Genomic DNA, 13,864 nt, shown 5'->3' with positions numbered 1-13,864 from the left:
CCGTGCGCTATGTTAGTTGGTTTCTGGAATTGTATGGAAACTTTTTATTTGTAATCAAAACCAAATCCTTTCTTAAATTATTTCTATCGATTATCACCTTTCTTATTCTTCCCTATTTCCTACTTGTTTCTTCCATGAATTATTCTCAGTATAAGGAAGCGCTGGACTGGAATCAAAGGTTTCAATTGATCCGAATCCAACTCCTTGCGATTGATTTAGAAAATCAAATCCGGGAACAAATCAACTTAGATTTTGTTGAAAAAAAAACGATAGGGATCCTTTCTCCCGCAGACCTCAATAGAGTGAGTAAAAACTGTAACCCCGTAACAAATCACCCGCAAGAATTATCAGAATTAACTCTCGTAAGTTGCAATTTAGATTCAGATAAAAAATCCTATTTTCTAGTTTTCGATGGAAAACGGATTTCTATTCATTCCACCAAATTTTTGGAAGATTCGCTCCTAGACTCCCCATTCAGTGATCCCAATGAAGGACTCTTTGTCCTTAATAGTGATGGGAGGTTTGGAATTTCAGGATTTATTGAGGATGATTTTTTAGTCTCAGATTTTTGGAGATCTGATGTCCAATCGTCACTTCAAATTCGTTCCAACTTACCGACTCTGCATGAGACAAGAAAAGAAGAAATGGATTATTTTGTGGTTAGTTTTCCAATGTATAACCTTCCTCTTCAATTATTCATCGTTAGCCCAAAAGAATTAGTTTTGGTTCCCATTAAAGATTCATTAAAAAAGAATATTCTTATTTCCTTGTCTTTATTAGTATTATCATTCGTATTCTCCACGGTAATCTCACTTAGAGAAATTGAATCTAAACAAAAATTGAGACTTCTTTTACAGGAGTTTCCTCATGCGGCAATCCTTTTTGATCCTAAAGGGAAAATACTATTAGAGAATCTAGAGATCGAATCAAAACTTTTGGTAACAGAACTGTATCGGGACCAACTTTCAATTAAAGAATGGATCGAAAAGGAAGTAAGTTCTTTCTTAAAAGGTGTTTCTAAGATTCAAAATGACAAAAGCAAACTGAGGAAGGAAGAATCAGAATTTTATTCAGCCGATGGTTCCGTTTATCTTTTAGAAATTACCTACCAACTTTGGTATTTGGAACAAAAATATCGGTTCGCCACTGGGGCCCTTGTTTTAGTCCAAAACGTCACAAAAAAACGCCTGGAATTTGAAAAGGAAATGGAATATGCGAAGGATTTACAAAAAAAATACCTTCCTAATAAAATCATCATTCTTCCTCATTTGGACTATGAAGTATTGTACAAACCTCTTATCCAAGTGGGCGGTGATTACTACGACTATATTGATTTAGGGAACAACAGATCTATTTTTGCCATAGGTGATGTCATCGGTCATGGCGTTAAAGCCGCCATGATGATGACTGTGCTCCGTGTACTTTTTCACCAAATTGTCAAAACTGAATCCGATCCGAAATTGATCCTTAGTAGAATGAATGAAGGGGTTTCCACTAATTTTCCAGATCCTTATGCTTTTGTCCCCTTTATCTTTTTGTTATTTGATTTCAATAAGAAGACAGTCCAGTACGGGAACGCAGGTCATCCAGGAATGTTATACCAATCCAATTCAGAGATGAGATGTCCTGAAAAATTAAATCCAATGTTTGGAATGATCCAAAGTATGGAACCAAAGATTTTAGAATTCCCGATCGTCAAAGGAGACAGATTTTATCTTTTTACTGATGGACTAAAAGATGTAGAAAATTCTAAACAGGAAAAGTTATGGGAAAAAGAACTTATCCAATTTTTTTCCTCAATGGGGACAAAACATATGTCCCTTATTAAACAAGAGTTAGAGTTAAAAATCAGTTCCTATAACGAAGGAATTCCCTTCCTCGATGATATCACATGGATTGGGATAGAAGTAATCTAAACTAATCTTCTAAAGGAGGGTTGTCTAAAAGTTCTATCCCTTCATTATTCTTGTGAAAGTAATTCATATCCCATTCAGTATCGAAAAGAAGAGCCATATTTCCAAAAAGATCTTCTACCAAATTTGCGTTTGATGGAATTTTTGACCTGTCTTCTTTTTTCACCCAACGAGAGATTCCATAAGGAAGGATATGTATAGAAGTTTCTGCGCCATATTCATCTTTTAAACGACGTTGAAAAACTTCAAACTGTAGTTTTCCCATAGCCCCGATGATGGGTACACCACCACCAATTGTTCGCGAAGTGAAAAGATGAAGGATACCTTCTTCTGCTAATTGGTCGAGGCCTTTCTTAAAGGACTTCAATTGTAATGTGTCCTTACAAGAAATGGTCGCAAAAAGTTCTGGTGCAAAACTAGGTAGAGGACGTAAAGGAGGTGTATTTCCCGTAGACAATACATCTCCAATTTTATAGGTTCCTGGATTGACTAGTCCGATAATATCCCCCGGATAGGCAGTATCCACGGTATTTCTGTCTTGCCCAAAGAAGGCAAAACTGGAGGAGAGTTTCACCGGTTTGTCTAAGCGGTTATGATTTACGTTTAATCCACGCTCAAAGACACCCGAACAGATTCGAAGGAAAGCAATTCGATCTCGGTGCGCCTTATTCATGTTAGCTTGCACTTTGAAAACAAAAGCACTGAACGGTGCATTGATGGGATCTAAATAATTTCCATCACGGAGAGGAATGTGGTCAGGGCCCGGAGCCAATTCCAGAAATTTATTTAAAAAAAGTTCAATCCCGAAGTTATTTACCGCAGAACCAAAGTAAACTGGTGTTTCCTTACCCAATAGAAACATATTTTTGTCTACTTTTCCGATACCATTTTCGACCAGATCAATTTGTTCTCTAAAAGCAGTAACAATTTCTTCATCAAATTGTTCATCAAGACTCGGATCATTAGGACCTGCCATACGAAAGACAGCTTTTTGTTTTCCACCGGGTGTCCGATCGAACAAATACAATTGTTGGTCACGTAGATCATACACTCCCTTAAAATCAAAACCAGTTCCAAGAGGCCACACATCCGGTACTGCTTTGATTCCAAGCACCTTTTCGATTTCGTCTAAAAGAGCATACAGATCCTTGGTCGGTCTGTCCATTTTGTTGATAAAGGTAATGATGGGAATGCCCCGGTCCCGACAAACGCGGAATAGTTTGATGGTTTGGGGTTCGACCCCTTTACCAGCATCCAGCACCATTACAGCCGTGTCCGCAGCCATAAGTGTTCGGTAAGTGTCCTCCGAAAAGTCCTCGTGACCTGGGGTGTCCAGAAGATTTAAGATGCTATTTTTGTATTCAAACTGGAGGGCAGCCGAGGTAATCGAAATCCCTCTTTCTTTCTCCATCGCCATCCAATCGGAGGTAGCCGACTTCCCTTCCTTTTTAGCCTTTACCGCACCGGCAAGTTGAATCGCACCTCCGTAAAGCAGGAGCTTTTCAGTGAGTGTAGTTTTCCCCGCATCTGGGTGAGCAATGATGGCAAAGGTCTTTCGGCGGCGGACTTCTCTTTCTATGAGTTCGGGAGACATAACTTGGGTTCCATGCTGTCTAAATTTAAGATTCTGTCGAGAATAAAGAGAAAACCACATTCCGAATCCTAAGGAATGGGTTGACTTACAGATTATGTCCCATTAGATTGGGGTTGGAGGGAAGTGTCTTTGAGAAAGTTACTATCGTTTTTCTTTCTATTGGTGAGCACACAAATTTTCCCTCTGGACTTTCCCAACTTTTCCTTGGGTGAAGAGAATGCCAAGGAAGAATTCAAACGAGGCCTGACCTATAAAAATTTAAGAGAATACTCTGCGGCGAAAGAACGTTTTCAAAAGGCAGTAAATTTAAAAAAAGATTTCCATCTTGCACGGTTGGAACTTGCTAACAACTACTACTTGTTAGGTGAGTGGGAAGAAGCATTAGATGAACTAGAAATTCTCGCCTCCAAAGCCAAAAATGATCTTTTAATAATCAATAAAATAGAAGCGCTTCGGCTTGCCATTGCGGGCGGTGTTACCGATAAAGAAAAAATTTATTTCAAAACCATTGAAGGAGATTCTATTCGCGGTTACCGCTTTCGTAATCCAGTGGACATTACCTTTGACGAAGATGGAAATTTCTATGTGGCAGGTTTTGACACTTCTAATATCATTAAATTCAATGCAGCAGGATCTCCGCTTTCGAATTGGCGCGGAGGAATTACAAGAAAACTTGATCGGCCCGTTTCTTTAGCCTATTATAATCAAAAAATTTATGTGGCTGATTTTGCACGTGATGAAGTACTACTCTTTGACCTATCAGGAAGTTTTATATCCTCACTTGGTGGTCCAGGAAAAGGACAAGGTCAGTTTCGAGGTCCCTCTTCTCTTTATATTGATTCCAACGGTAATCTTTTTGTGGCTGATTCCGGGAATTCTAGAATTCAAAAATTTAACTCCAATGGAAAATTTATTTTAGAGTTTCAAGGTTCGGGAAGTTCCAAATTGGGTAATCCTTCGGGGCTGACCGTCCATGATGGAAAGATTTACGTTGTGGATAAAGAGAACCTTCGTGTGGTTATTTTTGATGGTGACGGTAATACAATAAACACAATCGAAAAACCAGAATGGAAAAAACCAAGAAGTATCCGTATTCTAGACAATCAGATTTTTTTAACAGACGAAATTACTGGCATTTGGACTTATTCTTTGTTACACGGCGAGTGGAAACAACTCAGTAAGTTTCGCGATAAAAAGGGTGTGTATCGAGTTTTGTTTCGCCCCTTTGCGACAAATATGGATACTACCGGAAGTTTGTATTTTGTAGATTTCGGAAAACACCGGATTGATATATTTTCACAGAAAAATCTCCTACTCTCTGACCTAGATCTAAAAATTGAATCTATTGATACGTCTGGATTTCCAGACATTCATATTTATACACGTGTTCGTAATCGTGCCGGTAAAGAGATTGTGGGAATTGATCGGTTGAGTTTTCGTATTTTTGAAAATGACAATATGACACCTCTTTTTTCCTTAGCAAACAAAAACAAGCTGAATGACAAACTAACGGTTGCTATGGTATACGAAAACAGTGATGGTTTAAAAAAAGCCAAATTATCTCTAGAAGATGGCCTTTTTCCTTTTTTTCGCTCTCTTAGAGATACTGATAAAATATCTCTCTACCGTGCTGGGAAGGATAGCAATTTGATTCTTTCGGAAACCGTCTCCTTACGTGAAATTCTGGCTAAAATTAGGGATAGTGTTTCGGAAGAAAAATTCAATTTTGGAAAAGCAAGCATTGCCGCCTTACAGAAATTATCCTTAGAGACAGGCCCCAAAGCCCTTGTGTATTTAGTTTCTGGAGAAAGTAGAGAAGATAGCTTCTACCAATACCAAAAGTCGCGCATTGTTGCCTTTGCTAAAGCACATTCCATTCCAATCTACGTTCTGACTGTGAATCCAAATCCTGCATACGAAGAATCCTGGTCTGATATGACTGGACCAACAAATGGTCGTTACATAGTTCTTGATGGCGAAGGAGAGGAAAGAGATTTATATAAAAAATTGAAACTTCATACAGACTACCGCTACATTCTTTCCTACAAGACAGATACAAATCCTGAACTGATCAATCGATATATCAAGTTAGCCATTGGTGTGGAACACAGGGGCGTGAAAGGTCGAGATGAAGGAGGATACTTTGTTCCAGAACCTCGTTAAACCTACTTTTTTAATCCTATATATAACTGCTTTATTAGTATCGGTTTCTTTTTTAAACGCTGAGACTACTACTTTAGAAGATATTACCGACGGAAAACGATACCAATCAGAAAACAATTGTAGAAAGGCAATTCAATTGTATCAATCTGCGCTTCAAAAGAACCGCAACTCAATCGATGCAAAGTTAGGAGTAGCAGATTGTAGCTTTCGATTAGGTGCCTTCAGAGAAAGTAAGAAATTTTATCTCGAAATCCTAGAACGAGAACCGAAACATATTCCTGGTGTTATTGGTTTATCTGAAATTTATTTACGTGATTCTGATTTTGCCGCAATAGCAAAGTTGATAGACCCCTTACTCGTAGAATTTCCAAATCATAGTGGTTTAAGAATTACAGAAGCAAAATCCTTGCAAAAACAAGGAAAACTGGATTCTGCCATTTATAAAATCAAAACATTGGCAACTCGACTCGATGAGCCGGCTGATTTATTGTTAATGTTAGCTGAACTTTATTTTACTAAACAAAATTATAATGATGCTTATAATGCAATCGATTCTTACTCAAAAAAGGAACCAAATGATGCGGACGGATTTGCATTTAAAGCCAAAGTTCTTTTATACCAAAACTACTTTTATCCCAATCAATTGAAGGCGGTACTTCCTCTTGTGGAAGACGCACTTCAAAATTCCATCAACTTAGATCCGAAAGGAGAGCAGGCGAGATTCTTTTCCGTTTATCATGATATCATTCTCGCAAACCAAACTGCTGATAAAGAAATTAAAAAAAGAGCCTTCCGATCTATATACGAATTAGCCAGAGAATTTCCAGAAAACCAACTCTATCATAGTCTGGAAGCAAACTTGGCTTGGGAACTTGGAGAAACAAAATTTGCCACTTACCACTACCGAAGGGCTTTGCAGTTAGACGACTTAGATGAGATTTTGCGTTTTGAAGCGGAAGAATATACGATTGCTTCAGAAAAGGAAGAATCTAAGTTACGTAGAGAATTAGGAGATTACAGAAGAGATCGTTTTTATTCAGAAAAACACTCATTATACCATAAAAGCTCTTTATTTCATTTAAAACGGGCCAAAGATCTTAGCCCACAGACGCCAGTTATCCGAAAGGAACTATTAGAATTTTATAACCAAACTGGTGAGGCAGTTAAATATACAAATTTATTACTTCGCCTAAGAGAAGAAGATCCAAATTCTTTCAAACTTCAAAACAAACTGGAGTTTTCGATCAAAAACCTTAAGGATTCTATTGAATTCAGAGAAGGTTATATCCAAATAGATCCCAACTCAATCCAGGAAAACACTGTCCGTTTCAGTCCGGAAGTATATGTTTTTGATCTGGAATCTAGTTTGGCTTTCCCCTATCACCTACAAGCGGGAAGACTTTTGGCTGAAGCATTTCGATATAATTTAAAACAAATACAATCCGTAAGAGTTGTAGACGGTGATGAGTTAAAACACATCCGAGGTCTACTCAAAGAATCAAATTTTCATCCTTTTTCCCAAACCCTACCATTCAAAATTGATAACCTTCACCTTCTTGATTCGAAAAGAAAAAATGCAGCTAAGGTTCGTTATGTTGTCCATGGGAGATATCAAATCAAAGATGGAGATATTCGACTTGATGTATCCGTTTATGACAGAGATAGTCTAAGGGATATTGCCACTTGGTCGACAAACCAACGAGGCAGAGATAGCCTGCCCACCATTATACACCGCATCTCAGAACGTATCAAAGACTTACTTCCCAAAGAAGGGAAGATTTTAAAGGTCAAAAAAGATGAAGTAATAGTCTCTCTTGGAAAAGATGATGGATTAAAGAAAGATTCAAAATTAGAATTTCAAAGAAAAGGAAAAAGTCTATTTCAAGGTGAGATTACGGAACTTGGTAAATCTATTTCTTCTGTGAAACCGAGTATCCGTGGATGGGAAAAAGAATTGGCAACAGGAGATGATGTCATTCTTCCCAAGGACTTGCGTACAGAGAAGACAGATAAGTAAGAAGATCCTCTGAAATTTTCTCTTCTTTCTCTTGGGTAAGATTTGGAATCTCTAATTGGCAAATATTTCCTTCTAGATAAATCGAAAGTATTCCTTCTCTCCGTAAACAATGAGATAAAATTGGACGCAAACGAAAGAACTCTTTAGCTTCTAAATAAATAGGTTCTTTTGTAAATGCATAGTTAGAAATTATTTTCTGGATTTCCGATCTTGGTGTTTTTTTCCATTCCAAATCTATGTTTGGGTAAAAATAGAATTTTCCTGATTCGAACCTAAGTTCTCCCAAAGAAAGGAGTGTTTTGGTACTTTCGTCCTGCCAACGGATCAATCCAGAATCAGAATTAGTTTTGTCTGCAAATCCAACCAATACAGAACCTACTCCTTTCTGATTCTGTTCCAAAGTTAGGACCAATACCTGAGTTTGCCCTAGTTTTTTCGATTCCGCATCTATACGTTCTTTGGCATCTTCGGAGATCGTTAACATCTGTTTCTTTTTTTGAAATGAAAACCAAAACATTTTGAACTCATTACCTTCTAATCATTATGAATACATTCATTTACAGGTCTAGTTTTCCCGTCAAAAAGGAAGTTCTGTTTCAATTCCACGAAGATCCAATCGGTTTTGAAACTTTAGTGGGTGGAACAAACGGAATAGAAATCATAAAATCCCCGCGATCCATACAAGCGGGAGAAGAAGTAGTTTTGAAGATTTCCATTCTGCCCTTTTGGAAACTAACCTGGATTGCGAAACATATTGCCTATAGCAAAAATAACTTTTTCCAAGATAACCAAGAAAAGGGTCCCTTTCGCAGATTCCAACACACACATCGATTTTTGGATGGGCTAGATGGAAGTAATTCCAGTATTCTTTCTGATGAAATTCAAATAGACTACTATCTTTGGCCTATCTCACGTTTTTTTCTATTCCCTATCCTTTATTTTATGTTCCGCAAACGACACGCGCTCACAGCAAATCACTTTGGGGTAAAAGCAAAATTAATTCTTTGCCGGTATTCTTGATCCGTAATCAATCAATTGACGATTGTATTCTGTTTCCATTAGAGGGGACGAGATTAAAAAATCGGCACTAGATCGGTTACAGGCCATTGGAATATTATACAATACTGCAATTCGGAGCAATGCTTTTACATCTGGATCATGCGGCTGAGCAGAGAGGGGATCCCAGAAAAAAACCATAAAATCAATTCCATCCTCAACAATTTTGGATCCAATCTGCTGGTCTCCGCCGAGAGGACCAGAGATGAACCGAAATACAGGGAGACCTATTTGTTCGTGAATCAACTTTCCAGTAGTTCCTGTTGCGGATAGATGGTGTTTGCTAAGGGTGCCTTTATTGTATTTTACCCAATCTAATAAATCTTCTTTTCTATTATCATGTGCAATGAGAACGATCTTTTTAGTGATCTCCATTTTTCTTTGAATTAGTACCATAGAATGATAGTTCTTGCCAATATCTAGGATTCAAGGAAAGTTTCCCTGTAAATGAAATTTCCCATCCTATTTTTATGGATTTCTTTGATTTTCCTAGGTTCTTTGTCCCTAAGTTCCAAAGATACAAATCAGTCGTCCGCTAAAGAAAATCGGGTGGAATCCATCCTGCCTACAACACCAGAATCAGGTTCTCCTTGGGGAGATAGTTCGGAACGTTTGGAAACAATCAATGTTCTCAATTTAGTGGATGAAAAGAATTCCCAGAAACGTTGGCAGGATGCGAACAAAGAATATGCAACCGCTATAGATTATTTTGAGTCAGGAAGAAAGACTATCGAAAAACGTAGAGAAGATTCTAAAAAAGAAATCTACTATGAAGATAGATATGAATGGCAAAAACAAATCCGGAAGGAAAACAAAGAAAAGGAATTTCAAAAACAACTCTTTGACCTGCGCTCACAGACTGTGGCACGTCTCGTAAAGGGAATGAATCTTTTGGATAAAATCGAAAATCCCAAGGTTAAGGAAAGTGCTTCCTACCTTGATTTAAAGTCTGGAATTTATAGAGAATACATCAAACACCAAGAAGCCTTTAAAAATTATCTACAAGTTATTGATTTTACTCACCGGTATATTGATCTTTCTTCTAAAAATGAATCAGAAGCAGAACCACACAGACTCCTTGCCCTATCCTATGAAAAAATGGAACAAACAGCAATCCGTTCGAAAAACCAGGAACTTTATTATGAATTTAAAGAATTAAAGAAAAAACATCTCTTGCGATTTGCTGAAATTCACTATGGTCGCGATTCAAAAGAATACGCGAGCATAGAAGAAAAGGTCGGGAAGGATTTTTAAATCAAACCAAGTTTCTTTTTTAAGGAACGGTTCTCTTCAACTAGTTCCTTAATCTCTTGTTCGGTATATTCGAAAAGTCGATCTTGAGCTCTTAAGATTTTATCTAAATTCATCTCTTCAATGCGAGAATAGTTTAACACCTGTTCGGTTGCTTTTTGCAATTCCAAAGCTTGTTTAAGTTCTTTTTCTCGGAGTTCGTCCAATTGTTGGCTTGCTTTCACACGTTCGTGAAGTTCGATCAACTCTTGGTTTTTCATATCATTTACTTTTTCCAAAGCAGTACTAATACCAGCTTGCGAACGTTTAACAAGTTCTTCGTATTTTAGAATAGAACGTAATGCTTCATTTTCTTTTTTTGATTCTTCGTATTCCTGATGTGCCAAAGAAAATACACCTTCAAAAAAACCTACATTTTCTAAACAAGAATTACCAATATCCAAAGCGGCGGCTTTGTAAGATTCTGATTGGATAGTCCTGTCTAAAATCATCCTAAGTTCTCTTACGTGCAGAGGGTTTTCCAAAACTAAATATTTGGAATGGCCTTGAACGATATCTTGAATTTGGGATACTCCATCTTCCGAGGAAATCAAAATCAAAGACACAAAAGGATTCGCCTCAAAAGAGGATACGATGGTCGGTTGGATTTGTTTCCATTCTGCAATAGATACTTGGAGGAAAAGAATGTGAATGTCGTTCGGAGTGATCGATATACGATCCAATTCGTCCAACTGCATTTGGTTGACTTGAACTTTGATCTTTGAATGTTTCCAAAGTTCTACCGGAAAAGGGCGTCCTTTAGAAATATTCCAAATGTAAGAAGTTTTCAAACCAGATCTCCTGTACTAAACTACTGATTCTATAGGACTGTAGTAAGTGGAATTTTCTAGCAAATTTTGTCTCATTTGCCTTTTCTGAAGCGATTTTTTATCAGTTCTATGCGCTCCTCCCACTGGTCCCGAAGCCGGAAGTAAAATCCCAACCGGTTCCGAATGGAATCAGGCAATTTTGCATCTGTGCGTGAAATCATTATATAAATCGAAAGTGTAGCAATCACAATATTTGCAGACCAAGGCCCTACCCAATCTGGAACATTTTCTTTATAAGATATACCGGATCCAAAAATGAAAAATGCATAATAGATTAAAAGGAAGACAACTGCCAAGGTAAAACTCATTCCTTTTCCAGAACGTTTTACTACTAGGCCAAGAGGGAAAGAGAGAAAGAAAAAAATTTGGCAGGATATAGGAGTGGCAAACCTTTTATGAATTTCTACATTAAATCCAGTAAGCGTTTTTTTCGATTCGTTTAGAAGTTCGGAGAGCTGAGTAAAAAGCGCAAATTTTTGAGCCATATCCTCTTGGTTCCCACTACTTGCACCCATAAGTAGCTCATATTTAAACTGTTCTACCATTTGTTTTAAACCTCCCACTCCTTTAATGGAAAGTCCGTACTCTTTCAATATTTCTAAACCTGGAATATTTTCGAGTCCTTCCGATTCGATTGCATTACGAATTTCAAATAACATAGGCAAAGAGAATGTATCTGGTTTTACATTGATACTCATTGTTTTTGTATCTTTTTTGGCCGGAGTGTTATAGTCCATCTCGCCGTCCATAAAATTGGTGATACCTATTGCATTAGTTTCAGGATCCCATTCGATTACATAACCTTTGCGTAATCTAACCGATTTCTCATATTCCCCTGCTAGATTCTTTTTTTCAACTAACAGACCTTCTTTGGCATTGATGATTTGTAACATACGAGACCCACCCATAGGGACTGCTAGATTATTCACCATGATAAAGTCATTTCCATCTGCAGATATAGACCATTCTCGAATTTGCACATTACTTAAATTTCCGTCCGCATCAATACCGCCGGAATACATTGTCCTTCCCTTTTCAGAGAAAAAATCCTGAGTTTTATCACCGGAGAACTGACCTGGCTGGATTGCGAGTAAAGGGTTATAGGTTGCAATCCAATTATCAAAGTCCTTCATCTTACGGGTGTTTTCTGGTCCTAAATAAAAATTCAAATACCCTACAATAAGAGTCATTAGGAACCCAAAAACAAGGAAATTGGAATAAATATAAGGAAAAGAGACTCCAGATGCCCGCATTGCAGTAATCTCAGAATCACCAGACAAACGACCGGCAGCCATAATCCCAGACATAAGGCAAGCCATAGGGATTGTCATTGGCAAGGTATTTCCAAATACATAACCCATGTAGTCGAGCAAACGAAAGAAATCAACGCCCTTACCAACGAATAGACCAATCATCTTTTGAATGGCAACAGCCATGTAAATCATTGTAAAAAAAGAAAGGGCAACAAGAAAGGGACTTAGAATTTCTTTTAATATATATATTCTAAGAATGGAAGGTTTAAATCGTTTCCACTTACCCAAACGATCCGTATCCACCATAAATCCTGGTGGTAAGTCATCTTTTGAGAAGACTCTGACCGTTCGTAAATCGACCGGTTTAGCCAATGAGTTTTCCCTTCAAAGTCGCACTGGTAGCCGACTCAACAACTACATTTACGGTTTTTCCAATCCAATCAGATGGATCCTTAGACAAACCTTCTGGGATAGGAAATACAATCATTCTTCCGCAATGAGAACGACCGCATAACTCAAGTTTTGATTTTTTGGATGTGTTTTCAATAAGGACTGAAAACTCTTTCCCAATTTTAGTCTGATTTTTTTCGTGGGAAATCTTAGTTTGAAGCTCAACAAGTTCAATGAGTCGTTTGCTTTTGGTTTCTTCCGGGACATCATCAATAAACTTTCGTTTTGCGATTGTCCCTTCTCGTTCCGAATATTTGAACATATAAGACATGTCAAATTTTACTTTTTTTACAACTTCCAAAGTTTCTTGAAACTCTTCTTCTGTTTCTCCAGGAAAACCAACAATGATATCAGAGGTGATTCCAATATCCGGAATCCGATTTTGGATACTTGCCACTAAATCCAAATACTCTTCTTTGGTATAACTACGTTTCATATCTCGAAGTACTTTGGAACTTCCTGCTTGCAGCGGCATGTGGATCTGAGAAGAAAAACGATCCTCTTTCGCCATTAGAGATATTAGGTGGTCTGGAAAATCTTTTGGATGAGGGCTCGTAAAGCGAACTCTCTCAATAGACGTTTCTGCAAGAATCTTTTCGACCAAAGAACAAAAGTCTGTATTTTCAAATGAATAACTATTTACATTTTGACCAAGGAGAGTAACTTGTTTTACACCCATTTCTTCTAATTGAAGAATTTCAGCGACAATAGAACCAGGCTCCCGACTTCTCTCCCGACCTCTAGTATAAGGTACGACACAAAAAGTACAAAAATTATTACAACCCCTCATGATGGTGACAAAGGCTTGAATTCCATTTACCACTTTCGGTTCTAATTCATCATAAGTTTCAGTTCGAGATAAGCGCGTTAGTTGGACATCTCGTTCCCCTCCTCGAATCTTTTGAATGAGTTCTGGTAACGTTCTGTAATTGTCAGGTCCAACAATGAGGTCTAGTGGGAGTTCTTGATGGAACAAATCTTCCCCTAAATTTTGTGCCATACATCCAAGGACCCCAATGACTAGGTTTGGATTTTTTTTCTTTAAATAACCAAGCGACTGTAATCTACCGTAGATCTTCGCATGGGCATTTTCTCTTACCGCACAGGTATTGAGAAAAATAATATCACTGTCTTCAACCGACTCGGCAGCTTCATAATTCTCTTTCCGGAAGAGTTCCTTGACGATCCCAGAATCATATTCATTCATTTGGCATCCATAGGTCTCCACGTAAACCTTTCCGAGTTGGACGGGACTCTCTGTGGTTGGGATTTCAGTCAAGGATGGGTTCATAATGATA

The 13,864-nt window shown here is 37.8% G+C and carries 11 protein-coding genes; 5 read left to right on the top strand and 6 right to left on the bottom strand.

Annotated features, from left to right (window positions below):
- The first annotated feature begins 2 nt into the window (after nucleotides 1-2).
- Nucleotides 3-1,916, top strand: a complete 1,914-nt coding sequence (locus LEP1GSC195_RS03635; RefSeq protein WP_015679929.1) for a PP2C family protein-serine/threonine phosphatase — start codon at nucleotides 3-5, stop codon at nucleotides 1,914-1,916.
- Between the two features lies 1 nt (nucleotide 1,917).
- On the opposite strand, the gene LEP1GSC195_RS03630 is transcribed toward LEP1GSC195_RS03635, so the two are convergent.
- Entirely contained in the window at nucleotides 1,918-3,507 is a 1,590-nt protein-coding gene (locus LEP1GSC195_RS03630; RefSeq protein ID WP_015680012.1) for a peptide chain release factor 3, read from the bottom strand.
- 129 nt (nucleotides 3,508-3,636) lie between these two features.
- On the opposite strand from LEP1GSC195_RS03630, the gene LEP1GSC195_RS03625 reads away from it, so the two are divergent.
- Nucleotides 3,637-5,670, top strand: coding sequence for a 6-bladed beta-propeller (locus tag LEP1GSC195_RS03625; protein WP_015680089.1), 2,034 nt, complete (start codon nucleotides 3,637-3,639; stop codon nucleotides 5,668-5,670).
- Nucleotides 5,651-7,687 carry a tetratricopeptide repeat protein gene (locus LEP1GSC195_RS03620; RefSeq protein WP_015680100.1) on the top strand — a complete coding sequence of 679 codons (2,037 nt, stop codon included), beginning with the start codon at nucleotides 5,651-5,653 and terminating at the stop codon, nucleotides 7,685-7,687. Before LEP1GSC195_RS03625 ends, LEP1GSC195_RS03620 begins: the two co-directional genes overlap by 20 nt.
- Here the strand turns inward: LEP1GSC195_RS03620 and LEP1GSC195_RS03615 are convergent.
- A complete protein-coding gene (locus tag LEP1GSC195_RS03615; RefSeq protein ID WP_232227654.1) occupies nucleotides 7,644-8,171 on the bottom strand; it encodes a hypothetical protein in 528 nt (175 codons plus the stop codon). The genes LEP1GSC195_RS03620 and LEP1GSC195_RS03615 overlap by 44 nt on opposite strands.
- A gap of 59 nt (nucleotides 8,172-8,230) precedes the next feature.
- On the opposite strand from LEP1GSC195_RS03615, the gene LEP1GSC195_RS03610 reads away from it, so the two are divergent.
- Nucleotides 8,231-8,707 (top strand): SRPBCC family protein, encoded by a 477-nt coding sequence (locus LEP1GSC195_RS03610; protein ID WP_015679957.1) that lies wholly within the window; start codon nucleotides 8,231-8,233, stop codon nucleotides 8,705-8,707.
- On the opposite strand, the gene LEP1GSC195_RS03605 is transcribed toward LEP1GSC195_RS03610, so the two are convergent.
- Entirely contained in the window at nucleotides 8,684-9,139 is a 456-nt protein-coding gene (locus LEP1GSC195_RS03605; protein ID WP_232227652.1) for a methylglyoxal synthase, read from the bottom strand. The two genes, LEP1GSC195_RS03610 and LEP1GSC195_RS03605, sit on opposite strands and share 24 nt — an antisense overlap.
- 51 nt (nucleotides 9,140-9,190) lie before the next feature.
- On the opposite strand from LEP1GSC195_RS03605, the gene LEP1GSC195_RS03600 reads away from it, so the two are divergent.
- Nucleotides 9,191-9,997: an FcpA-related putative periplasmic flagellar protein gene (locus tag LEP1GSC195_RS03600; RefSeq protein WP_015680153.1), complete on the top strand. Its 807-nt coding sequence runs from the start codon at nucleotides 9,191-9,193 to the stop codon at nucleotides 9,995-9,997.
- On the opposite strand, the gene LEP1GSC195_RS03595 is transcribed toward LEP1GSC195_RS03600, so the two are convergent.
- The 3 genes from LEP1GSC195_RS03595 to miaB form a co-directional block, all read right to left on the bottom strand.
- Complete coding sequence (locus LEP1GSC195_RS03595; protein WP_015680075.1) at nucleotides 9,994-10,824, bottom strand: hypothetical protein; 831 nt, start codon at nucleotides 10,822-10,824, stop codon at nucleotides 9,994-9,996. The genes LEP1GSC195_RS03600 and LEP1GSC195_RS03595 overlap by 4 nt on opposite strands.
- Before the next feature lie 71 nt (nucleotides 10,825-10,895).
- Entirely contained in the window at nucleotides 10,896-12,488 is a 1,593-nt protein-coding gene (locus tag LEP1GSC195_RS03590) for an LptF/LptG family permease (protein WP_015679867.1), read from the bottom strand.
- A complete protein-coding gene (gene miaB / locus LEP1GSC195_RS03585; protein WP_040506304.1) occupies nucleotides 12,481-13,857 on the bottom strand; it encodes a tRNA (N6-isopentenyl adenosine(37)-C2)-methylthiotransferase MiaB in 1,377 nt (458 codons plus the stop codon). The genes LEP1GSC195_RS03590 and miaB overlap by 8 nt, the downstream gene beginning before the upstream one ends.
- Nucleotides 13,858-13,864 lie beyond the last annotated feature (7 nt).

The sequence above is a fragment of the Leptospira wolbachii serovar Codice str. CDC genome, from assembly GCF_000332515.2.
Taxonomy (GTDB): domain Bacteria; phylum Spirochaetota; class Leptospiria; order Leptospirales; family Leptospiraceae; genus Leptospira_A; species Leptospira_A wolbachii.
Note: the sequence above shows the minus strand (reverse complement) of the source record. Positions and strands in the feature narration are given on the sequence as shown.